Genomic DNA, 21,244 nt, shown 5'->3' on the forward strand with positions numbered 1-21,244 from the left:
GAATGGCAAGCACAACAGTTGCCCAACTGGCCGCAGAACTGAGTCGCAGCGCAGCTGCCCTGCTGGAACAATTGCAGGCAGCTGGGGTGGGCAAGTCCAAGCCTGAGGACGTGGTCACCGAGACCGACAAGGCCAGGTTGCTGGACTACCTGAAGCGTTCGCACGGTCAGGCCGATGACGGCTCGCGCAAGAAGATCACGCTGACCAAGCGCGAAACCTCGGAGATCCGCCAGGCGGATGCGACCGGGAAGACGCGCACGGTGCAGGTCGAGGTGCGCAAGAAGCGCGTGCTGATCAAGCGCGACGAGACGCCCGCCGATGGCGCGGCCGACGGCCAGGAAGTGTCCGAGCCGGTGGTCGACCAGGCCGAGCTGGCGCGCCGCGCCGAAGAGGAACGCCGCCAGGCCGAATTGCTGGCGCGCCAGGAAGCCGAGCTGAAGGCCCGCCAGGAGGCGGCCGAACGCGAGGAAGCCGAACGCCGCGCCCGCCAGGAAGCGCTGGAGGCGGAAGAGCGCCGCCAGGCCGAGCTGGCTGCCCGCAAGGCCGAGGAAGAGGCCGCGGCGACGCGCGCCGCGAGCGAGGCCAACGAGGACGCGGACCGCAAGAAGGCCGAGGACGACAAGACGCGTCTGGCGGCCGAACGGGCCGCCGCGCAGAAGGCCGCCGACGATGCGAAGGCCGCCGCCGACAAGGTGCGCGCCGAGCAGGACGCGGCCCGCAAGCGCCGCGAGGCCGCCGAAGCCGAGGCCCGCGCGATCCAGCAGATGCTCAATGCGCCGGCGCGCGTGCTGAAGGCACCGTCCGAGCGCAAGGCCGAGGAAAAGAAGGCCGAGCAGAGCGGCACGCTGCACAAGCCGGTCAAGCCGGCCGGCACGGTCGAGGCCAAGAAGGACGACAAGAAGCCCGCGGTGGCTGCCACGACGGTCGACAAGAAGACCGGCAAGGTGGTCAAGGGCTCGTCGACCTGGCAGGACGAGGGTTCGCGCAAGAAGGGCGGTGGCCTGAAGACCCGCGGCGATTCGTCGGGCGGTGTCGGCGGCTGGCGCGGCGGCCCGCGCGGCCGTGGCGGCAAGCATCAGCAGGACGACCGCAGCGGCTTCCAGGCGCCGATGGAGCCGGTGGTGCGCGAGGTCCATGTGCCCGAGACGATTTCGGTGGCGGATCTGGCCCACAAGATGGCCGTCAAGGCCTCCGAGGTCATCAAGCAGATGATGAAGCTCGGCCAGATGGTCACCATCAACCAGGTGCTGGACCAGGAGACCGCGATGATCGTGGTCGAGGAAATGGGCCACAAGGCGCTGGCGGCCAAGCTGGACGACCCGGAAGCGTTGCTGATCGAAGGCGGCGAGGACCAGTCGGACGCCGAGCAGCTGCCGCGTCCGCCGGTCGTCACCGTGATGGGTCACGTCGACCACGGCAAGACCTCGCTGCTGGACTACATCCGCCGCACCAAGGTCGCGGCCGGCGAAGCGGGCGGCATTACGCAGCATATCGGTGCCTACCATGTGGAAACCGATCGCGGCGTGATCACCTTCCTCGATACGCCGGGCCACGAGGCCTTCACGGCGATGCGCGCGCGCGGCGCCAAGGCGACCGATATCGTGATCCTGGTGGTGGCCGCCGATGACGGCGTGATGCCGCAGACCAAGGAGGCGATCGCCCACGCCAAGGCGGCCGGTGTGCCAATCGTGGTGGCGATCAACAAGATCGACAAGCCCGAAGCCAACCCGGACCGCGTCAAGCAGGAACTGGTGGCCGAGCAGGTCGTGCCGGAAGAGTACGGCGGCGATTCGCCGTTCGTGCCGGTGTCGGCCAAGACCGGCGCTGGCGTCGAAGAACTGCTGGAGCAGGTGTCGCTGCAGGCCGAAATCCTGGAGCTCAAGGCGCCGGTCGACGCGCCGGCCAAGGGCCTAGTCGTCGAAGCGCAGCTGGACAAGGGCAAGGGCCCGGTGGCAACGGTGCTGGTCAACAGCGGCACGCTCAAGCGCGGCGACGTCGTGCTGGCGGGCAGCGCCTACGGCCGTGTCCGGGCGATGCTCGACGAGAACGGCAAGCCGACCAAGGAAGCCGGCCCGTCGATTCCGGTCGAGATCCAGGGTCTGTCCGAAGTGCCGGCGGCCGGCGAGGAAGTGCTGGTGCTGCCCGACGAGCGCAAGGCGCGCGAAATCGCGCTGTTCCGCCAGGGCAAGTTCCGCGACGTCAAGCTGGCCAAGCAGCAGGCGGCCAAGCTCGAGACCATGCTGGAGCAGATGACCGAAGGCGAAGTGCAGACGCTGCCGTTGATCGTCAAGGCCGACGTGCAGGGTTCGCAGGAAGCGCTGGTGCAGTCGCTGCAGAAGCTGTCGACCGACGAAGTGCGGGTGCAGATCGTGCACGGCGCGGTGGGCGGCATCACCGAGTCGGACGTCAACCTGGCGACGGCATCGAAGGCGGTCATCATCGGCTTCAACGTGCGTGCCGACGCCGGTGCGCGCAAGCTGGCCGAGAGCAACGGCATCGACATCCGCTACTACAACATCATTTACGATGCGGTAGACGAGATCAAGGCGGCGATGTCGGGCATGCTGGCGCCGGAGAAGCGCGAAGTGACGATCGGCCAGGTCGAGGTGCGCCAGGTGTTCCGCGTGCCGAAGATCGGCGCGGTGGCCGGCTGTATGGTCACCGACGGTCTGGTCAAGCGTGGCGCCTTCGTGCGCGTGCTGCGCAACAACGTCGTGGTGTTCTCGGGCGAGCTCGATTCGCTCAAGCGCTTCAAGGACGATGTCAAGGAAGTCAAGCAGGGCTTCGAGTGCGGTCTGTCGATCAAGAACTTCAACGACGTTCAGGAAGGCGACCAGCTCGAAGTGTATGAAATCACCGAGGTCGCGCGCACGCTGTAAGGCGGCGCGCCGCGGCGGCGAACCTTCACCGGTTTGCCGCCGCCGGCCCATCCACGCCGTCGGACCCATCGCCTTAGCCGGCGACGCCGCTGGCAAAGTCGTATCGCATGGCCAAGAAAGGCAATATCTCCTCCCGTAACCTGCGCCTGTCCGATCAGATCCAGAAGGATCTGGCCGAGATGATCCAGCGCGAACTGCGCGATCCGCGCCTGGGCCTGGTCACGCTGCAGTCGGTGGCGCTGACGCCCGACTACGCGCACGCCAAGGTCCACTTCACGGTGCTGGGCGCCGAACCGGCCGACGCCGAGGCGATCCTCAACGAGAAGGCCGGCTACCTGCATTCGCTGCTGTTCAAGCGGCTGCATATCCATACCGTGCCGACGCTGCGCTTCGTGCACGATACCTCGGTCGAACACGCGATCGAGATGTCCAGGCTGATCGACCAGGCCAACGCCACGCGCGCCAAGGACGAGTAAGTCCGCGGCGCCGGTGCGTCCTGCGTCGTCATCGCTCCTCAAGTACGGCACCGCTCCCCGCCGTTTCCTCTCCCATGACCGATTCCAACGCTCCACGTCCGCCGCGGCTGCCGCGCCGCGACGTGCATGGCGTGCTGCTGCTCGACAAGCCGCTCGGGCTGTCGTCGAACGATGCGCTGATCCGCGCCAAGCGGCTGCTGCGCGCCAACAAGGCCGGCCATACCGGCACGCTAGACCCGCTGGCGACCGGGCTGCTGCCGCTGTGCTTCGGCGAGGCGACCAAGTTCTCGCAGGATCTGCTCGATGCCGACAAGACCTATGAGGCGACCGTGCGGCTGGGACAGCGCACGTCGACCGGCGATGCGGAAGGCGAGGTGATCGCCGAGCGTCCGGTTCGCTGCGATGCCGCGGCGCTGAACGAAGCGCTGGCGCGTTTCGTCGGCGCGATCGAGCAGGTGCCGCCGATGCATTCGGCGCTGAAGAAGGACGGCCGCCCGCTGTACGAGTACGCGCGCGCGGGCCAGACCGTCGAGCGCGCGGCGCGCAGCGTGACGATCCACGAGATCGCGTTGCTCCGCTGCGAGCTGCCCGGCGCGCCAGTGTTCGCGATGCGCGTGACCTGCAGCAAGGGCACCTATATCCGGACGCTGGCCGAGGACATCGGCGAGGCGCTCGGCTGCGGCGCGCATCTGACCGCGCTGCGGCGCACCGCGGTCGGCGATCTGACGCTGGACGGCGCGGTCACGCTGGAGCAGCTGGGCGAGCACGACGACGCGGCGCGTCCGGCGTTGCTGGCGCCGGTGGACGCGCTGCTGCAACGCTGCGCGCCGGTCACGCTCGATGCCGCCGCGACGCAGCGCTTTCTGCAGGGCCAACGGATTGCTGGGCGCGATCTGCCGGCACAGGCGTTCGCAGCGCTTGGATTGCAGCAAGACGCGCTGGCGCGCGTCTATGGCGGCGAACCGCCGCGGCTGCTGGGCGTGGCCAGATGGCGCGAAGGCGCGCTGCGGCCGGAGCGGCTGGTCAGATTGACTCCCGCCGACTGATCCGGGCGGATCTCCCTCTCCCCGGCCCTCTCCCGCAAGCGGGAGAGGGAGAACCCAATCGGTCAACGAAGGGAGACCAGTAAGCGAGAAGGGGAGCGAGAAGGGAGAGGGGTCGAGGGCACTGCTGGTTTTCTCCCCTCTCCCGCCTGCGGGACAGGGGCGGGGGAGAGGGCAGGGGGCGTGCGCCATTGCGCGAGCCTCAATGCGCCCCCATCGCATCCGCCGACCCGCCTCCGCCACTCTTCGGCTTCGTCAGCCAGACGAACACGATCAGCGCGAAGAACATCACCCCCGAGATCCAGAAGATATCGTTGGCGCCCAGCATCGACGCCTGTTGGGAGATGGTGCGCTCGATCATGCCGACCGCCTGCAGATGGCTCATGCCCTGCTGCATCAGGTGTTCGACCTGGGCGTTGTAGACCGGGTTGTACGGATTGGCCTGTTCGACCAGGTGCGCATGGTGCATCGCCGAGCGGTTTTCCCACACGGTGGTCGACACCGAGGCGCCGATCGCGCCGAACGTGATCCGCACGAAGTTCGACAGGCCCGAGGCCGCCGGGATCTTGTCGGGCGGCTGTCCCGACAGGATGATCGACGTCAGCGGGATGAAGAACATCGCCATCGCCGCGCCCTGGATCAGCGTCGGAATCATCAGCGTGGTGGTGTCCACGTCGATCGTGAACCGCGAACGCATCAGGCTGACGATGCCGAACGTGACGAAGGCCGCGGTGGCGACCCAGCGCGGGTCCATCTTCGGCAGATTGCGCCCGATCACCGGGGACAGCAGGATCGCGAAGATGCCCACCGGCGCCATCACGATGCCGGCATCGGTCGCGGTATAGCCGACGATGGTCTGCAGCCATAGCGGCAGGATCACCAGATTGCCGAAGAACAGCCCGTAGGCGACCGAGATCGCGACCACGCCCGCGCTGAAGTTGCGGCCGTTGAACAGGCTGATATCGACGATCGGATGCTTCTCGTAGCGCTCCCACGCAAGGAAGAACAGGAAACCGACCACCGCGACCACCGTCAGCATGACGATCTCGGTCGAATGGAACCAGTCGAGCTCCTTGCCCTTGTCTAGCATCAGCTGCATCGCGCCGACCCAGATCACCAGCAGCGCCAGCCCGATCGTGTCGATCGGCAGCACGCGCTTTGGCGTCTCGCGGTCGCGATAGATGACCCAGGTCGCGTACGCGGCCAGGATGCCGACCGGGATATTGATGTAGAAGATCCACGGCCACGTCATGTTGTCCGAGATCCAGCCGCCCAGCAGCGGGCCCATGATCGGCGCGACCAGCGTGGTCATGCCCCATAGCGCCAGCGCCATCGTGCTCTTGTGCGGCGGGTAGCTCGACAGAAGCAGCGACTGCGACAGCGGAATCATCGGCCCGGCCACCGCGCCCTGCAGGATCCGCGCGGCCAGTAGCACTTCCAGGTTCGGCGCGACGCCGCACAGCCACGACGACAGCACGAACAGCAGGATCGACGTGACGAACAGCCGCACCGCGCCGAAACGGGTGGTCAGCCAACCGGTCAGCGGCACCGAGATCGCGTTGGCCACCGCAAACGAGGTGATGACCCAGGTGCCCTGGTTCGGCGACACGCCGAGGTCGCCCGAGATCGCGGGAATCGATACGTTGGCGATCGACGAGTCGAGCACGTTCATGAACGTGGCCAGCGACAGCGCGATCGTGCCGACGATCAGCTTGCCGCCCGTCAGCGGCTGCTGGTGCGCCGGGCGGGCTGGCGCAGCAGGGGCCGCCGGGGGCGTGGGTTCGACGCCCTCGCGGGCGGTCAGGGTATCGGCCATGATCAGGCGTGCGTGGTCGCTTTCTTGGCGGTTGCCGTGGAATTCGCGGTCGAGGCGCGGGCGGTCGAAGCGCGCGCCGCCGAGGCCGGAGCCGCCGGCTCGGCGCCCTGGCGGCCGCTGTTGGTCGCGATGATGCGGGCGATCAGCGCATCGGCATCGTGGCCGACCTTGTCATAGACATCGGTCTGCATCGGCTTGCTGGCGGTGGTCGTCGTCATCGCCGCGCCCTCGGTCTTGCGCACGTCGACGGTGACGTTCATCGACAGGCCGATGCGCAGCGGATGGTCCTTCAGCTGCTGCGGATCGAGCGCGATGCGCACGGGCAGGCGCTGCACCACCTTGATCCAGTTGCCGGTCGCGTTCTGCGCCGGCAGCAGCGAGAACGCCGAGCCGGTGCCGGCCGAGAAGCCGGCCACCTTGCCGTGGTATTCGACGTCGGTACCGTAGACGTCCGCATGCAGCGTGACCGGCTGGCCGATCCGCATATGCGTGATCTGGACCTCCTTGAAGTTCGCGTCGACCCAGACCTGGTCGAGCGGCACCACCGCCATCAGCGGCGCGCCGGCGGCCACGCGCTGGCCGACCTGCACCGAGCGCTTGGCGACATAGCCGGTCACCGGCGCCGGCAGCGCCGAGCGCGCATAGCTCAGATAGGCGGCGCGCACGTTGGCGGCGGCGCGCTGCACGTTCGGGTGCTTCTCGACGGTGGTCTGGTCGGTCAGCGCCTTGTTCGACGCGAGCTGTTCGCGCGCCGCCTGCAGCGCCGATTCGGCGGCCTGCAGCGTGGTGCGCGCATGCGCGAGCTCTTCCGACGAGACCGCGCCCGAGCCGGCGATTGCCTGGCGGCGCTTCAGGTCCTCGCGCGCCCGCGCGACATCGGCCTGGCGCAGCGCCACGTTGGCCGCCAGCGAGCCGTTGTTGACGTACAGCGTGCGCACCTCGCGCACCGCCTGTGCCAGCTGGGCCTCGGCCTGGGCCAGCGCGACCTCGCTGTCGGCGCGGTCGAGCTGGATCAGCGGCTGGCCGGCGTTGACCAGCTGCGTGTCGTCGGCGCCGATCGCCACCACGGTGCCGGGCACCAGCGGGGTCACCTGGACCACGTTGCCCGCCACGTAGGCGTCGTCGGTGCTTTCGAAATGCCGCGCATACAGGGCCCAGTAGCCGCCGTAGGCCAGGCCCGCGACCACCACGGCGGCGGTCAGCGAGAGCAGCAGGCGCTTGCGCTTGCCGTTGTTGTTGTCGGAGAGTTGCGTGCGGGTGGCCGCGTTCTGTTGTTGGTCGCTCATGATGTCGGTCGCTTGAACGGTTCGGACGTTGTCGTTGTTCTTCGATGTCGTATGGCTGGTGGTCGGGCGCTTCAGCCGTGCGCCGGCGTGGCGGGGCTGGCGGCCTGTGCCGGCCGGGAAGCGCTGGCCTCGTCCGGCTGCTGATAACCGCCGCCGAGCGCCTTGACCAGCGCCATCTGCAGATCCAGCCGCCGTGCCTGCAGATCGGTGGCCAGGCGCCGCTGCTGCAGCACGTTGCTCTCGGCATTCAGCACGGTCAGCTGCGTGCCCAGGCCAGCCTTGTAGCGCGTGGTCGCCAGCGCATAGGCGTGCTCGGCCAGATCCAGCGCCTCGCGCTGCGTCTGGATCTGCTGATCGACGCTGCGGATGCTGGTGACCGTATCGGCGGTCTCGCGCAGCGCATCGACCAGCGTCTGGTTGTAGTTCGCTACGGCCAGGTCGTATTGCGCGTGCTTGCCCTTCAGGTTCGCGCGCAGCCGGCCGCCCTCGAAGATGGGCAGGCGCACCGCCGGGCCGAAGCCGAACTGGCGGCTGATGCCGAGCAGCAGGTTGGACGGATCGAGCGAGGCGAGGCCCGCGAAGGCGCTCAGCGTGACATTGGGCAGAAACTCGGCGCGCGCGACGTCGATGTCCTTCGACGAGGCCTCGACGCGCCAGCGCGCCGCCACCAGGTCGGGCCGGCGGCCGAGCAGGTCGATCGCCAGGTTGTCCGGCAGCGTCGGCGTCGCATGCGCCAGCAGCGTCGGGCGCGCGATGGCCAGCCCGCGATCCGGACCCTTGCCGAGCAGCGCGGCGATCTGGTTGCGCGCCAGCGCGATCTCTTCGTCGATCCGTTGCAGGTCGGTGCGGGCCGAGGCCACCGTCGCGCGCGCCTGCGTGGTTTCGACCTGAGTGTCGAGACCGGCCGACAGGCGCTGGCGCGACAGCTCGGTCAGGTCGCCGCGCTGGGCGATCGCGCGCTCGGCCACATCGCGCTGCGCGAACAGCGCGGCCAGCCGCGCGTAGTTGCGCGCCACTGCGGTGGTCAGCAGCAGCCGCGAGGCCTGGCTTTCGGCTTCGGCGGCGCGGTCGTCCGACAGCGCCGCTTCCAGCGCCGAGCGGTTCCTGCCCCAGAAGTCGAGGTCCCAGGACAGGCCGGCCTGCGTGCGCGACAGGTTCTGCCAGGAGCCGGCGCGCGGCGTGCCTTCGTACAGATCGGTCTCGGAGAAGCGCTGGCGCGACAGCGACGCATCGAAGTCGATATGCGGGTACAGCGCGCTGCGGGTGGCATCGGCCATCGCCCGCGAGGCCTGCACCCGCGCCAGCGCTGCCTGCAGATTCGGGCTGCTCTGCACGGCCTCGTCGACCAGCGCGCGCAGTTGAGGATCGCCAAACTGGTCGACCCAGTCCTGCGACGGCCATTGGCCATGCTGGCCGGGCAGCGTCTGCGCCGTCGCGAGTTGCGCGGGCTCGGTCATGACCTGGGTGGTGTGGGAATTGCCGAAGGCGGCGCAGCCGGCCAGTGCGGCGGCGGCCAGCGCAGTCAGCGCGAAGGAGCCGAGGCGGCGGGCCGGTTGCCGTGCCACGGCACGGCGGGAAGTCGAAAGTTGGTGGTTCATGGGATGGCGACAACGAAAAACGGATGCCGCGGTCCGGTGCCGGATGGCACGGGCCGCCGATGGATTCGGGACGTACGGGACTGCGGCAGCAGCGCTACCCGGAGTTGTTGGCGATCACCCGTCGCAGCATGTCGCGGAACTGCGCCACTTCCGCCTCCGAGAAGCCGCGAAAGCGCCGGTTCAGCACGCGGCAGAAGATCGTCGGCAACTGCTCGACCAGCGCCCAGCCGGCCGGCGTGACCTGCAGATCGACGATGCGCCGATCGGCGTCGCTGCGTTGGCGCTCGACCAGGCCGCGTTTCTCCATGCGGCTGATCAGCCGCGTGACCGAGCCGATATCGGTGTTCAGTTCGCGGCCCAGATCGGTCACCGTGCGGGCGCGGTCATGCGCCAGCATCACCAGGCAAGAAGCCTGGGCGTGCGTGATATCGAGCGCGCCGACCTCCTGCTCGACATCGCGCGACAGCTCGCCCTTGGCGCGTGCCATCAGATAGCCGACGCTGTCGCAGATCCGATAGGAGGCGGGGTCGAAAGGGTAGGTATCGTCGGTGACGGGCGCGTTCATCATTTGCCTATGCAATCTTTGTCGTGGCAAATATATGCGGCGATTGACGAAACAACAAGAACGTCAATTTGTCATTGCGGATTGCGAAATAGTGCGCCGCAAGGCCTTGCAGCAAGACGAAAGACAGGCCGAGACGTGTCCCGCAGTTTTGCGCCGCAACATGCTAGAATGGCGGGTTAAATTTTGATGCCCAGCTGCAAGCGAGAGCCGCAATGACCCGCGCAATCCGCAATATCGCCATCATCGCCCACGTCGATCATGGCAAGACCACCCTGGTGGACCAACTCCTGCGCCAGGCAGGCACCTTCCGTGAGAACCAGCAGGTTGCGGAGCGGGTGATGGACTCGAACGACCTGGAAAAAGAACGCGGGATCACCATCCTGGCGAAGAACTGCGCGGTCGAGTACAACGGCACCCATATCAATATCGTCGACACCCCGGGCCACGCCGATTTCGGCGGCGAGGTCGAGCGCGTGCTGTCGATGGTCGACGGCGTGCTGCTGCTGGTCGACGCCGTCGAAGGCCCGATGCCGCAGACCCGCTTCGTCACGCGCAAGGCGCTGGCGCTGGGCCTGAAGCCGATCGTCGTGATCAACAAGATCGACCGCCCGGGCGCCCGTCCGGACTGGGTCATCAACCAGACCTTCGACCTGTTCGACAAGCTGGGCGCGACCGACGAACAGCTCGATTTCCCGGTGATCTACGCCTCGGGCCTGAACGGCTACGCCGGCCTGACCGAGGACGTGCGCGACGGCGACATGAAGCCGCTGTTCGAGACCGTGCTCGACAAGGTGCCGGTCCGCAATGACGATCCGGATGGCCCGCTGCAGCTGCAGATCATCTCGCTGGACTACTCGAGCTATGTCGGCAAGATCGGCGTCGGCCGCATCTCGCGCGGCCGTGCCCGTCCGCTGCAGGACGTGGTCGTCAAGTTCGGTCCCGAGGGCAACCCGATCAAGGGCCGCATCAACCAGGTGCTGAAGTTCCGTGGCCTGGAGCGCGAGATCGTGCCCGAGGCCGAGGCCGGCGACATCGTGCTGATCAACGGCATCGAAGAGCTCGGTATCGGCTGCACCGTCTGCGCGCCCGACGCGCAGGACGCGCTGCCGATGCTGAAGGTCGACGAGCCGACGCTGACGATGAACTTCTGCGTCAACACCTCGCCGCTGGCCGGCCGCGAAGGCAAGTTCGTCACCAGCCGCCAGCTGCGCGAGCGCCTGGACCGCGAACTGAAATCCAACGTGGCGCTGCGCGTGGCCGAGACCGGCGACGACACGGTGTTCGAAGTATCGGGCCGCGGCGAGCTGCACCTGACCATCCTGCTGGAAAACATGCGCCGCGAAGGCTACGAACTGGCCGTGTCGCGTCCGCGCGTGGTGTTCAAGGAAATCGACGGCGTCAAGCATGAGCCGTACGAGCTGCTGACCGTGGACGTCGAGGACGGCCACCAGGGCGCCGTGATGGAAGAGCTGGGCCGCCGCAAGGGCGAACTGCTCGACATGGCGTCGGACGGCAAGGGCCGTACCCGTCTGGAATATCGCATTCCGGCGCGCGGCCTGATCGGCTTCCAGGGCGAATTCCTGACGCTGACGCGCGGTACCGGCCTGATCTCGCACATCTTCGACGACTACGCGCCGGTGCGCGAGGGCGGCCTGGGCGAGCGCCACAACGGCGTGCTGATCTCGCAGGACGACGGCGAGGCCGTGGCCTACGCGCTGTGGAAGCTGCAGGATCGCGGCCGCATGTTCGTCAAGCCGGGCGACCCGCTGTACGAAGGCATGATCATCGGCATCCACAGCCGCGACAACGACCTGGTCGTCAACCCGATCAAGGGCAAGCAGCTGACCAACGTGCGCGCCTCGGGCACCGACGAAGCGGTGCGCCTGGTGCCGCCGATCCAGATGACGCTCGAATACGCGGTGGAATTCATCGCCGACGACGAACTGGTCGAAATCACGCCGAAGAGCATCCGCCTGCGCAAGCGCTTCCTGAAGGAACACGAGCGCAAGCGCGCGTCGCGCGAAGGCGCATAAGCGCATAAGCGTCAGCGATACGCTGCCCCGGAAGGGGAAGGGCCGAGTCCTGTGGTGAACGGGGCTCGGCTTTTTTTATTGGGGGACGTTCGCGAGCGAGGATCGGCTCAAGCCTGTGCGGCGAGACGTTCGCCCAGACGTTCATAGACGGAGATGTGATGGAGCCCGATGCCCAGATGCCGGGGATCGTCGGATATTCCGAACTGTGAAGGCGAACAGGGCTCGTGAATCATCAGATCGATCACGAGCGCGTTTGCCCGACAAAGCTGCATCGGCACCGTGAATTCGAAGACATCGGCGTCCGACGTGAGGTTGCTGAGCGCGAACGCCAGATTGCCGACCTCTCTTCCATTGACCGAGACCGTGGCCTCGGTTTCAGGATGATGGGCGTTGACATATCCGTGCGCTTCGATGACGAGCAGCAGATCGTTGTCGGGCGGATCCGGCAGCGTCAGGCGCAGGGACGAATGCCAGCCATCGGTCCAGTATCCCCACTGTTCCGGGCTTGAGAATCCTTGCAGAAGGGCAAGAGTCGGGGCGGCCGCAATCGTCAGCGATTGGGACGTGATCAAGGAATACCCATCGGGCCTCGTCGTGTCGTGGGGGCAAAGGCGGGAGAGAAAGACGTCCTCCTTTTCCCGTGGCACCATGAAGTAATCCCAGTAGATACTGTCGACGGCAGCGCCCCAGGCCTGTCGCGAGGCAAGACGGTTCAGAAACATGTCGTACAGCACGTAGTCGTGCGCATGGCAAAACTCGAACAGTGTCCACTTGGTGTTGCCATAGACGCTATAACCCTGCATGCCGTATTCGACGCTGATCAAGGGCCGGTACTTGTCGAGAACGGCCTGTGCGCCCTGCAGGCAATCGATTTCGGCGCCTTCAATATCGATCTTGATGAAGCTCAACCCTTCCAATTGGTCTGCGAAGGCATCGAGGCTTTCGACCGCAACGATGATCGTGCGTGGGCGTGCCGAATCCGGATCGTTGTAGATCCGCTGGCGCAGACCGCTTTCCTGCGGCGAGCCTTCCGCGTATGTGAATTCCGCCGTGCCAGAGCAGTTCGATAGCGCCATATTGTGCAGCTTGGCGTTATGGACATCGAATCGTTTGGCGAGGCTTGCGTATTGATCCGGCAGCGGCTCGAAGCCGAATACGCGGCCCGTATTGCGGACCGAAGTCAGGAAGTGCCGCAGGTGCCTGCCACTATGGGCGCCGATGTCGACCACCACGTCGCCGGGACGCAGCCATTTCTTGTAGTGGGATTCCAGCAGCTTCTCGTAATCGATTGCCACGATGCCGGAAGCGATCAGCTGTCCCAGCGTGGAATACGGTAAGGCGTTGGGCACGGTTGACGTCTCCTTTCATATTGTTTCAATACAAAGGTCGGGCGTTGACGCGTGCACGGTTCTACCGCCGACTACCGCTGGCTACCGCCCATGGATCTCCATCGAATCGACGTTCAATGCCAGTACACGCGTATCGTCGCTGATGCCGAGCTCGACCGGCGACCGTGCGTCGGGAAACTCGAGTCTGACATCCAGGGATCCAGGCGTCGATTTCAGGACCGACGCCGGTACGCGCAATTCTCGGGTCTCGACCTGCTCTCTTGTGAGCCGCCAGCGCTGAATCTCTTTCCCGGCAACAACAACGACAACCTGTTGCTGTTCCTGCCCCGGCTTGATGAACGGAATAAAACGCAGGCGGACGGAGAGTTCTTGCAGGGATTCGTCACCCAGCGGAATCGACAACTCCGCTTCGCGCCCGTCGGTCCAGCGGCCACCTTCGCCGGCCGTCGTCGACCAGCCTCGCTTCAGAAAACGCTCGCTGGCCGCGTCCCTGAAATCGACACGGGCGATTTCGGAGCGGAATGCGCATGTCTGCGTACATCCGCGCCATGCGGGCGCCAGCACGCGGAACCCGTCCACGTACCCCGCAAAACCGTTGCCCCCAAGGGTGCCGCGGGCCTTGTTCCAGTACGTATCCTTGTTGAAGATATAGAGCGTGTCCTCTCTGAAGTTGCCGGTCTCGATGGCGGCCAGCAGCTCGTCTTCCATCGCTTTCAGCTTGTCGAAGTCGACACGGGCGAAATATCCACCGTTGATACTCATTCGCGCATTGGAGGCCAGGAACGCAATGGGAGCGTACCGCTCGCCGCCGTCGAGCGGGAGCACGAATGCAATGCGTTTGTACTGCTTCGGAACGTCGTTCCAGAACGCCGACTTCAGCGGATTGTCCCAACGCTGCGCCCATCGGGCACGAAAGAAGGCGGACGCATTCAACAGGTCGGTGGCCTGAAAAAGCAGGATCACGGCGAGCGCTGGCACCAGCAGCCGTTTTGGCGACAGCCGCAGCAGCAGTACCAGCAGAAGTATCTCCACGGCGTAGAGGACCGGCCAGATAAATCTGCCAGTGGAGCGGAACGTCGATACGACCTTCTCGAAAATGGCCGGTACCTGAAACTGAATCAGTTCGTGCCCGCCGAACGCTATGCGATTGGAGAGCGCATATACATAGAAGATCGCACAGACTGCAACAAGCGGGAACGCTGGACGCCACGCGAACCGGGCATGCCGCCATCGGAACGCCAGCAAGGCCACGACCAGCAGAGCCAGGACGAACATGCCCGCGCCCGGGTAGCTGAAGCCTTCGTAATTGCCGCCGACATATGGCGTTTGCCGCCAGATGGACCAGATGTCGAGCGGATGTAGTGGCGACGTGATGTTGAAGCGGTAGTACCCGTATCCCTCCGACCCGACCCCCCGGACCGCAAAATAGCCCACCGAAATCATCGTGCCGGCCAGCAACAGGAAGGCAAGGCCGATCTCCATCGTCAGCGATTTCCCGGTCACTTCCCGCGCCCTCAAGGCACGCCACCGATCCGCGGTCCAGAGGCCCAGGCTCATTGCCAGCAAATAGGGGTGGACCAGCGCCGCCACGCACAGCAGCACAATCCATTGGAAGGGCGTGGCAAGCCCTCGCAGATACAGATAGAGACCCGCCAGCAGGATCCAGTGGCCGATCAATGCTTCGTGCCCCAGCAGCCGCCACAGCATCGGCGGAGACAGCGTCAGCAGTGCGGCACCGATGGCGCGTACCACAATGCCGTCGGTAAACAGCGACAGGATGCGCCAGGCAAAAAAAGCCTGCAGTGCGAAACACAGGGCAATCCAGATGCCGAAATACTGAAACTGCGGCGTCAGCACGGCGCGGAGGAACTTGAACGGGATCGCCAGCAGCGGGATCGAGTCGGAAAATACGATGGAGCTGCCGATGGCTTCGCCGTACTTGGTGTTCAATCCGATTGGGAATTGCAATAAATCGCCGTAGCGGAAGAAATTCCAGCCGATGTAGTGCTGAATGGGGTCGCCACCGCTTGCCATGATCCAGTCGACATTGGCCGGATTGACGATTTGTCCGCCGCTGAATGCGACAAAGATCGCCAGACCGATCAGTACGGCAATCCAGGAATCTCCGGTTCTTGCGGGCTTAGCCATGTCTTTTTTCTTTGAACGTCCAGGCGGAATTGACGGCGAAGGTGAACAACAGCGTTACGGCGGTGGCGATCAGCTGGTTGACGATATAGAACCAGGTCGCCAGATGCGTCAGTATCGCCATGACGAAGCCGTTCAGCACCACGCCGGCTCCCGCAATCATCAGGAACTTGGGAAGGGTGGACAGGTGGCTGCTGCTGGCTTGAAACGTGAACCTGTAATTCAGGAAGTAGTTGATCAGCGCGCCGACCACGGCGCCGACCGAAGAGGCCGCGACGGGGCTGGCGAGCAGGCCGAGTTCGATCAGGCCGACCAGGACGACATAGTGGGCGACGGTGCCGGCCGCGCCGATGATCGTGTACTTGACCAGCCGTTGCAGCATCGCACTACCGGGCATGCTTGACCTTTCTGCCGTACTGGGCCCGGATCAGGTACAGCGGGCGCCGTTTCGATTCCATGTAGATGCGTCCGATGTATTCGCCGAGGATGCCGATGCCGATCAGCTGTACGCCGCTGAAAAACAGGATCGAAACGAAGATCGAAGCGTAGCCCGGAACATCGATGCCATGAACAAGGGTCCGGATCACAAGGTACGCCGCATACAGGAAGGACAATGCCGAAACAAGCAGGCCGAAGTAGGTCCAGATGCGTAACGGGAGACTGCTGAAGCTGGTGATGCCTTCCAATGCGAAGTTCCATAGCTTCCAGCCCGAAAATTTGGTCGTGCCGGCCACCCTGCGATCGCGCGAGTACGGTATGACCGCGGTCCGAAATCCGACCCACGCGAACAGGCCTTTCATGAAACGGCGGGATTCCGGAAGGGAGTTGACCGCGTCGGTGACCTCGCGCGTCATCAGCCGGAAGTCGCCGACGTTGTCGGGAATCTTGACATCGGCCAGCTTGTTGTGAAGCCGATAGAAGTTCGAGGCGGAGAAACGCTTGAGGAAGGTATCGGTTGTACGGTCCACCCGTCGGGCGAGTACCACGTCATATCCCTCCCGCCACTTGGCCACCAACTGGCCGATGATTTCCGGCGGATCCTGCAGGTCGGCGTCGAACGGTACGACGATGTCGCCTTGCGCTTCTGCCAGCCCGGCGGACATGGCCGCCTCCTTGCCGAAATTTCGCGACAAGTCGATGACGCGCACGCGCTCATCGGTATCCGCGGCAGAGATCAGGCATTCGAGCGTGCGATCGGTGCTTCCGTCATTGATGCACACAATTTCAAACTCGATATTGTCAATCGCTTCCAGGCACGGAATCACACGGCTAAAGAATTCGGGAATCGCTTCTTCCTCGTTAAAGAATGGCACTACCAATGACAATAAAGGGATCGACATATTCCGAGAATTGACTATTGCGTTGTGCACACTCGCGACTGGCGAGGCCATTTTGCTGCGGTGAAGCCGCCGACGAACGGACTGCTGCGGCCATGCCGCGCGAAGGGTGTTGGAGCCACGGCAGTGACTTTGGATTGCTTTTGGCGAACCTGACTGCCAAAGCGCATATCCGGCTTGTTTTTCCCTCGTTCGAATCAGGCCGTATCCGATCGGGGCGGATTTTCTTGTGGTTGCCGGTGGATCGTAGCAGAGGAAAAATGCCCCTCGATTTATCGACTGGCACAAAAAAGAGAATTGTGCGTCTTTGTTGGCACCGGTCAACCTACTGCAGTAGGCCGTCGCTTTAATTGTGATTTAGAAGACGTTCAACCGGGTCGAGCACGCGAACGGAGTATCATGTCGGCTACTCAAGACTAGGCCCACGCATGACCGGTATTGACCTCCAGAACAACGGACAAGGCAACAGCATCGAGCATCCCGAGGACGCCATCCTCGATAACGTAAAAATCACATTCATCGGCAATGGAAACACGGTTCGAATTGGACGGTCCTGCCTGAGCAATGTCGTCATCGAGATCCATGGCGACGACAACGTGATCGAGTTCGACGAAGATTGCTGTGTAACGAACGCCATCATCAAGGCCTGGGTCGACCGCGCCGGCCGGAATGCGGTGAAGCTGACGCGGACCCGTATCGGACGAGGCGTTCAATATTCCCAGGGACAGATCATTCTCGGAGGCGACTGCGTCTCCGTGGAAATCGGCGAAGGGACAAACATCATCGAAGCGAAGCTGTTCGCCGTCGAGCGACACAGTCGTATCGAAATCGGTCCGTGGTGCCTGTTCTCGTGGAACATCGAAATCCGCACCAGCGATTGGCATCCGATCTTCGACATCGAAAGCGGGCAGCGGATCAATATGCCGGCACCGGTCAGGCTTGCCGAAAAGGTATGGGTCGGCTCTGACGTCCGCATTCTCAAAGGTGTGACCGTTGGCGCAGGCAGCGTGATTGGCGTGGGTTCGATCGTCACGCGAGATATCCCCGCATCCTGCGTAGCGGTTGGCAACCCGGCACGGGTGGTGAGGACCGGCATCTCCTGGTCCGTCGATGCCTTGTCGCACCTGGACCAAGAACCCGTGATCGCGCCTTAATCCCGTGGCGCGGGCCTTTACCTGGCGTCTGCGAACGTTGCCTGGAACGCCGTGGCCCGAGCCGTTTCCGCGTCGAGCGCGCAGGTAAACGTGAAATTACGCCAGCCCTTGCGGCCGCGGGCCTGGCCCTTTCCTTCCAGCACGGTATTGCCTTTGAGCGTCAGGCTTTGCGGCGTGTCGTCGCCGAGGAAGACGCGGTCGACCTTGGCGTCGGTGCGCTTCAATTCCTGCAGGGCCAGCGGGCGGCACATCACCTCGGCGACTTTCTTGGCGTCGCTCCATTGGCTCCCGACGTTGCGGTCGGCGGGCGTGCGCAGGGTGCCGATGGCGCGGTCGAGTGCCTGACGTTGGGAGTCGGTCAGCGGGCTGTTGTCCTGCGCGATGGCGGCGCAGGCCGCGGTCGCGAACAGGGCGGCGAGCAGGGCGCGATGCGGTCGGTTCAAGCGTGCCATACGAAGTCTCGTCGGGTTGGAATATCGGCGATTCTACGGCGACGCCGGCACGGCGGCCTCGGTGCCGGAGCGCGGCACGTCCAGCGCCAGCCGCATCGCGCAGCGCAGATGCACGGGCAAGCCGAGTTCGCGTTCGTGCTGCAGTACCGCGGTGAGCCGTTCGTCGAGTGCATCGCCTTCTATCGCGTCGAAGCCCAGCCGGCGGTAGAAGGGCTCGTTCCAGGGCAGGTCGCGGAACGTGGTCAGCGTGACGGCCGCCAGCCGTTGCCGACGGGCATGTTCGATGGCCTGCGAGACCAGCGCGCGGCCGCGGCCCTGGCCTTGCCAATCGCGATGAACGGCAAGCTCCCAGATATGCAGCGCTTGCCCGAAGCGCTCGGCGCTGAGAAAGCCCCGCACCTTGCCGGTGTCGTCGACGGCAACCCAGGCCGTGCCGGCGGCAATGAAGCGCAGGTGGACCTCGGGGGATAGCACCTCGTCCTCGGCGATCCACGCCAATGCCGGCACGCTACGGAACAGTTCGGCGGCGGAGCGTTCGATTTCGGGCAGCGATGCGGCGTCGCTGCGCTCTGCGGGCCGGATCAGCGCCGCCATTGCCGGAACATGCTGCGAGCGCGCGACGCCATCATGCGCCGGCGCCATCGTTCGGCGTCTGAGCGATCTCCCGGATCACGCGCGCCGGATTGCCTACCGCGACCACGTTCGGCGGAATATCGCGCGTGACGACCGCGCCGGCACCGATCACGCTGTTCTCGCCGATCGTGACGCCCGCCAGCACGATGGCGCCGCCGCCGAGCCAGACGTTGTTGCCGATGACGATGGGCTTGGCGGCTTCGTATTTCTGCCGCCGCAGCTCGGGATCGATCGGATGAGTCGGCGTCAGCAATTGGACGTTGGGCCCGATCTGCACGTCTTCGCCGATCGTGATCGGCGCGACGTCGAGCGCCATCAATCCGTAGTTGACGAAGGTCCGCGCGCCGACCGTGATGTACTTGCCGTAGTCGACGTAAAGCGGTGGCTTGATATTGACGTCCGGTCCGACGGCGCCAAGCATTTGATGCAGGACCTGCTGCGCGCTGTCGAGATCGACGGCATAGCGCGTCTCGTATTCGCGAGACAGGCGATACGCGCGGCGCGATGCGGCCTGCAATTCGCGGTCTTCGGCGATATAGAGATCGCCGGCAAGCATTCTTTCCTTCTGGCTGCGATGGTCGATCTTGTCGGAGTCGGCGTCGGTTTCGGTGTCGGTACTCGACATGGGGATGCTGATGGTTCGTTGTCGCGCGGCCGATCATATCAGGACGTCGGTTGCCGACTCTGCCGGCTCCGCCGAGCAGCAAGCGAGTCAATCGCCGCCGTCCCCACCGCCACCATCACCGCCGCCGTCCCCCGCATCGCCATCATGGCCCTGGCCATCGCCACCGTCATAGCGCGTGCGCTGTTGGACCTGGCCATCCGGTCCGTGAATCACCAGTTCGACCTGGTCCTTGCTGGCCTTTTCACGTCCGGCCGCGACCGCTTCTTCCTGCGAAGGGTAGTGCGAGGTGGCGCCGTCGGTATCTTCGACGGTCACCGCCCAGCCGCGGTCGGACGGCAGCACGTGGACGGTACGGTTCATGGTCGTCTTCCATGGCGGGCAGCGGGCGGCAGCCGCAGGGCCACCGCGCTGCCCATGGTCAAGCCGCGAGGCTTTCCTGTTCGGTCAGCCGGCGGATTTCGCCGTCGGCCTCCTGGACCAGCAGGCCGACGCCACGCCGCCGGGCGGCGGCCATCGCCAGCTGCAGCGCGTCATCGCGGGCGTCGTAGCGCAGGATCGATTGCGCCTGGCCTTCGACGGTCAATTCCCATCCGGTATGGGTGGCTTTCAATACGAAGTTGCGGGGCATGGTCTTCGGTCGAGAGCGGAGGGAACTTGCATCGTAGTGCATCGGGATATCGCCCAGTATGCGAGTTCGTCCTACGTCAGCCCTTCGAGGCCGCGGGATCGTGGCCGAAGCTGTTGCGCATGCGGATCTGCCCATCGCGGCCGTGGACCAGCAGTTCGACGCGGTCGCGCCGCGCCGCGTCGGTAGCGACTTCGATCGCTTCTTCCTGGGTGTCGTGATGCGAGCTGGCGACCGGTTCGCCTTCGCGGCTGACATTCCAGCCGTTGCCGTGCGGCGTCACATGGATATTGCGTCCTGCCATGGTGGCACCTCTTGATCAGGGTTTTCTTTCTTTCTAGAGCGGGGGCGGGGCGCGTGGTATCGGTGGCTGTCCGACAGTGAGCCGGACGCCGGATGGCACAGGCGATCAAGCAGCGTGGATGCCGCGGGTGGCGGCCCGCGTCAGCGCTGCCACCACCGCCACGCGAGCAGCGCTGCCGCCAGCCACAGGGCCACGACGATTGCGGCGCCCCAATAGCTGCGGGGCTTGCCGCGCCGCTGCTCGATCCAGTGTTGGGCCTGCTGGCGGCAGGAGTCGGCCAGCGGCGCCGGCAACGTGCGCAGCGCGCACCAGATCAGCGCGGGCAGCAGCACGATTTCGTCGAGGTAGCCCAGTACCGGCACGAAGTCCGGAATCAGGTCGATGGGGCTGAACGCATAGGCGACGATCAACGCGCACAGGCCGCGAGTCAGCCACGGCGTCGCCGGATGGCGGCAGGCGAACCACAGCGTCAGCACGTCGCGCCGCAGTCGTGCGGCCCACGCGCGCAAGGCGTCGAGCATGGAAGAGATCGCGGACATCGCCGAACTGGCGGGAATCAAGGGCGCTGGAGCGGATATCGCACGTTGGCAAGGCAGCGCGCATGCTAGCATGGCCCGATCGAGGTCACGGGAGAGAACATCATGGCCAAGCGCGAACGGCCCGCACGTGCGCTGCAGGACGAAGTCAGCCGGCGTATCCAGCGACTGGACGAGATCGTCGACGAAGGTTTGAAGGTGCGGGTGCCCGTGCCGCAGCCGCATCCGCGCGATGCGCGCGGCCGCAATTGGGACATGCAGGGCTTCGGCCATGTTCGGGGCCATGAGCGCGCGATCCGCGCCGTGGTCGACAAGGTGCGCGACGAGTTCGATCTGTCCGACAACCCCGCGGCGCCGCAGGATCCGTTCGCACCGGCGTCCTGATCGG

21 protein-coding genes are annotated in these 21,244 nt (G+C 65.2%); 6 read left to right on the forward strand and 15 right to left on the reverse strand.

The genetic code is table 11. From position 1 onward, the window contains the following. Positions 1–2 precede the first annotated feature (2 nt). The 3 genes from infB to truB all read left to right on the forward strand — a co-directional run bounded on the left by infB (position 3) and on the right by truB (position 4,401). Positions 3–2,879, forward strand: coding sequence for a translation initiation factor IF-2 (infB, locus tag M1D55_RS15710; RefSeq protein ID WP_023264588.1), 2,877 nt, complete (start codon positions 3–5; stop codon positions 2,877–2,879). A gap of 107 nt (positions 2,880–2,986) precedes the next feature. After that, on the forward strand, positions 2,987–3,355 hold the full coding sequence (gene rbfA, locus M1D55_RS15715) for a 30S ribosome-binding factor RbfA (RefSeq protein ID WP_006577321.1): 369 nt from the start codon (positions 2,987–2,989) through the stop codon (positions 3,353–3,355). A gap of 74 nt (positions 3,356–3,429) precedes the next feature. After that, positions 3,430–4,401 (forward strand): tRNA pseudouridine(55) synthase TruB, encoded by a 972-nt coding sequence (gene truB, locus M1D55_RS15720; protein WP_232207189.1) that lies wholly within the window; start codon positions 3,430–3,432, stop codon positions 4,399–4,401. A gap of 199 nt (positions 4,402–4,600) precedes the next feature. Here the strand turns inward: truB and M1D55_RS15725 are convergent, their stop codons facing one another. The 4 genes from M1D55_RS15725 to M1D55_RS15740 all read right to left on the reverse strand — a co-directional run bounded on the left by M1D55_RS15725 (position 4,601) and on the right by M1D55_RS15740 (position 9,666). Continuing rightward, the gene (locus M1D55_RS15725; protein ID WP_456282548.1) at positions 4,601–6,214 is read right to left on the reverse strand and encodes a DHA2 family efflux MFS transporter permease subunit; all 1,614 of its coding nucleotides are present in this window, start codon (positions 6,212–6,214) and stop codon (positions 4,601–4,603) included. Between the two features lie 2 nt (positions 6,215–6,216). After that, positions 6,217–7,500, reverse strand: a complete 1,284-nt coding sequence (locus M1D55_RS15730; protein WP_456282549.1) for an HlyD family secretion protein — start codon at positions 7,498–7,500, stop codon at positions 6,217–6,219. Between the two features lie 71 nt (positions 7,501–7,571). Next, positions 7,572–9,098 carry an AdeC/AdeK/OprM family multidrug efflux complex outer membrane factor gene (locus M1D55_RS15735; RefSeq protein WP_456282550.1) on the reverse strand — a complete coding sequence of 509 codons (1,527 nt, stop codon included), beginning with the start codon at positions 9,096–9,098 and terminating at the stop codon, positions 7,572–7,574. Between the two features lie 94 nt (positions 9,099–9,192). Continuing rightward, positions 9,193–9,666, reverse strand: a complete 474-nt coding sequence (locus M1D55_RS15740) for a MarR family winged helix-turn-helix transcriptional regulator (RefSeq protein ID WP_064577210.1) — start codon at positions 9,664–9,666, stop codon at positions 9,193–9,195. A 209-nt stretch (positions 9,667–9,875) separates the two neighbouring features. Between M1D55_RS15740 and typA the strand changes: the two genes are divergently transcribed. Further along, positions 9,876–11,696 (forward strand): translational GTPase TypA, encoded by a 1,821-nt coding sequence (typA, locus tag M1D55_RS15745; protein WP_023264592.1) that lies wholly within the window; start codon positions 9,876–9,878, stop codon positions 11,694–11,696. A gap of 107 nt (positions 11,697–11,803) precedes the next feature. Here the strand turns inward: typA and M1D55_RS15750 are convergent, their stop codons facing one another. The 4 genes from M1D55_RS15750 to M1D55_RS15765 all read right to left on the reverse strand — a co-directional run bounded on the left by M1D55_RS15750 (position 11,804) and on the right by M1D55_RS15765 (position 16,530). Next, the gene (locus M1D55_RS15750; RefSeq protein ID WP_456282551.1) at positions 11,804–13,045 is read right to left on the reverse strand and encodes an FkbM family methyltransferase; all 1,242 of its coding nucleotides are present in this window, start codon (positions 13,043–13,045) and stop codon (positions 11,804–11,806) included. A gap of 81 nt (positions 13,046–13,126) precedes the next feature. Further along, positions 13,127–15,193, reverse strand: coding sequence for a DUF6311 domain-containing protein (locus M1D55_RS15755; protein ID WP_456282552.1), 2,067 nt, complete (start codon positions 15,191–15,193; stop codon positions 13,127–13,129). After that, on the reverse strand, positions 15,186–15,572 hold the full coding sequence (locus tag M1D55_RS15760) for a GtrA family protein (protein ID WP_456282553.1): 387 nt from the start codon (positions 15,570–15,572) through the stop codon (positions 15,186–15,188). The genes M1D55_RS15755 and M1D55_RS15760 overlap by 8 nt, the downstream gene beginning before the upstream one ends. Before the next feature lie 4 nt (positions 15,573–15,576). After that, positions 15,577–16,530: a glycosyltransferase family 2 protein gene (locus M1D55_RS15765; protein ID WP_456282554.1), complete on the reverse strand. Its 954-nt coding sequence runs from the start codon at positions 16,528–16,530 to the stop codon at positions 15,577–15,579. Positions 16,531–16,955: 425 nt separating this feature from the next. Between M1D55_RS15765 and M1D55_RS15770 the strand changes: the two genes are divergently transcribed. Beyond that, positions 16,956–17,681 carry an acyltransferase gene (locus M1D55_RS15770; protein ID WP_006576031.1) on the forward strand — a complete coding sequence of 242 codons (726 nt, stop codon included), beginning with the start codon at positions 16,956–16,958 and terminating at the stop codon, positions 17,679–17,681. Positions 17,682–17,698: 17 nt separating this feature from the next. Here M1D55_RS15770 and M1D55_RS15775 read toward each other — a convergent pair whose 3' ends face one another. The 7 genes from M1D55_RS15775 to M1D55_RS15805 all read right to left on the reverse strand — a co-directional run bounded on the left by M1D55_RS15775 (position 17,699) and on the right by M1D55_RS15805 (position 20,841). Then, positions 17,699–18,133, reverse strand: coding sequence for a hypothetical protein (locus M1D55_RS15775; RefSeq protein ID WP_456282555.1), 435 nt, complete (start codon positions 18,131–18,133; stop codon positions 17,699–17,701). Positions 18,134–18,166: 33 nt separating this feature from the next. Further along, a complete protein-coding gene (locus tag M1D55_RS15780) occupies positions 18,167–18,775 on the reverse strand; it encodes a GNAT family N-acetyltransferase (protein ID WP_456282556.1) in 609 nt (202 codons plus the stop codon). Continuing rightward, positions 18,759–19,391, reverse strand: a complete 633-nt coding sequence (locus M1D55_RS15785) for a sugar O-acetyltransferase (protein ID WP_456282557.1) — start codon at positions 19,389–19,391, stop codon at positions 18,759–18,761. The genes M1D55_RS15780 and M1D55_RS15785 overlap by 17 nt, the downstream gene beginning before the upstream one ends. An 87-nt stretch (positions 19,392–19,478) precedes the next feature. After that, entirely contained in the window at positions 19,479–19,751 is a 273-nt protein-coding gene (locus M1D55_RS15790; protein WP_456282558.1) for a DUF2188 domain-containing protein, read from the reverse strand. A 58-nt stretch (positions 19,752–19,809) separates the two neighbouring features. Then, positions 19,810–20,019, reverse strand: coding sequence for a DUF2188 domain-containing protein (locus tag M1D55_RS15795; RefSeq protein ID WP_006576036.1), 210 nt, complete (start codon positions 20,017–20,019; stop codon positions 19,810–19,812). 76 nt (positions 20,020–20,095) lie between these two features. Then, positions 20,096–20,320 carry a DUF2188 domain-containing protein gene (locus M1D55_RS15800; protein ID WP_023264595.1) on the reverse strand — a complete coding sequence of 75 codons (225 nt, stop codon included), beginning with the start codon at positions 20,318–20,320 and terminating at the stop codon, positions 20,096–20,098. Positions 20,321–20,460: 140 nt separating this feature from the next. After that, positions 20,461–20,841, reverse strand: coding sequence for a YkvA family protein (locus tag M1D55_RS15805; RefSeq protein WP_231906246.1), 381 nt, complete (start codon positions 20,839–20,841; stop codon positions 20,461–20,463). A 120-nt stretch (positions 20,842–20,961) separates the two neighbouring features. On the opposite strand from M1D55_RS15805, the gene M1D55_RS15810 reads away from it, so the two are divergent. Next, positions 20,962–21,240, forward strand: a complete 279-nt coding sequence (locus tag M1D55_RS15810; protein ID WP_006576038.1) for a hypothetical protein — start codon at positions 20,962–20,964, stop codon at positions 21,238–21,240. Positions 21,241–21,244: the final 4 nt, after the last annotated feature.

This window comes from Cupriavidus sp. JZ107 (genome assembly GCF_053903255.1).

Excerpts from the sequence above, each read along its gene's own strand:
- M1D55_RS15805 (WP_231906246.1), bottom strand. The coding sequence starts at position 20,841 with ATGCTCGACGCCTTGCGCGCGTGGGCCGCACGACTGCGGCGCGACGTG.
- typA (WP_023264592.1), top strand. The coding sequence starts at position 9,876 with ATGACCCGCGCAATCCGCAATATCGCCATCATCGCCCACGTCGATCAT.
- M1D55_RS15740 (WP_064577210.1), bottom strand. The coding sequence starts at position 9,666 with ATGATGAACGCGCCCGTCACCGACGATACCTACCCTTTCGACCCCGCC.
- M1D55_RS15810 (WP_006576038.1), top strand. The coding sequence starts at position 20,962 with ATGGCCAAGCGCGAACGGCCCGCACGTGCGCTGCAGGACGAAGTCAGC.
- M1D55_RS15765 (WP_456282554.1), bottom strand. The coding sequence starts at position 16,530 with ATGTCGATCCCTTTATTGTCATTGGTAGTGCCATTCTTTAACGAGGAA.
- M1D55_RS15730 (WP_456282549.1), bottom strand. The coding sequence starts at position 7,500 with ATGAGCGACCAACAACAGAACGCGGCCACCCGCACGCAACTCTCCGAC.
- M1D55_RS15775 (WP_456282555.1), bottom strand. The coding sequence starts at position 18,133 with ATGGCACGCTTGAACCGACCGCATCGCGCCCTGCTCGCCGCCCTGTTC.
- M1D55_RS15780 (WP_456282556.1), bottom strand. The coding sequence starts at position 18,775 with ATGGCGCCGGCGCATGATGGCGTCGCGCGCTCGCAGCATGTTCCGGCA.
- M1D55_RS15770 (WP_006576031.1), top strand. The coding sequence starts at position 16,956 with ATGACCGGTATTGACCTCCAGAACAACGGACAAGGCAACAGCATCGAG.
- M1D55_RS15760 (WP_456282553.1), bottom strand. The coding sequence starts at position 15,572 with ATGCTGCAACGGCTGGTCAAGTACACGATCATCGGCGCGGCCGGCACC.
- infB (WP_023264588.1), top strand. The coding sequence starts at position 3 with ATGGCAAGCACAACAGTTGCCCAACTGGCCGCAGAACTGAGTCGCAGC.
- M1D55_RS15790 (WP_456282558.1), bottom strand. The coding sequence starts at position 19,751 with ATGAACCGTACCGTCCACGTGCTGCCGTCCGACCGCGGCTGGGCGGTG.
- M1D55_RS15725 (WP_456282548.1), bottom strand. The coding sequence starts at position 6,214 with ATGGCCGATACCCTGACCGCCCGCGAGGGCGTCGAACCCACGCCCCCG.
- M1D55_RS15795 (WP_006576036.1), bottom strand. The coding sequence starts at position 20,019 with ATGCCCCGCAACTTCGTATTGAAAGCCACCCATACCGGATGGGAATTG.
- rbfA (WP_006577321.1), top strand. The coding sequence starts at position 2,987 with ATGGCCAAGAAAGGCAATATCTCCTCCCGTAACCTGCGCCTGTCCGAT.
- M1D55_RS15735 (WP_456282550.1), bottom strand. The coding sequence starts at position 9,098 with ATGAACCACCAACTTTCGACTTCCCGCCGTGCCGTGGCACGGCAACCG.
- truB (WP_232207189.1), top strand. The coding sequence starts at position 3,430 with ATGACCGATTCCAACGCTCCACGTCCGCCGCGGCTGCCGCGCCGCGAC.
- M1D55_RS15755 (WP_456282552.1), bottom strand. The coding sequence starts at position 15,193 with ATGGCTAAGCCCGCAAGAACCGGAGATTCCTGGATTGCCGTACTGATC.
- M1D55_RS15800 (WP_023264595.1), bottom strand. The coding sequence starts at position 20,320 with ATGGCAGGACGCAATATCCATGTGACGCCGCACGGCAACGGCTGGAAT.
- M1D55_RS15785 (WP_456282557.1), bottom strand. The coding sequence starts at position 19,391 with ATGTCGAGTACCGACACCGAAACCGACGCCGACTCCGACAAGATCGAC.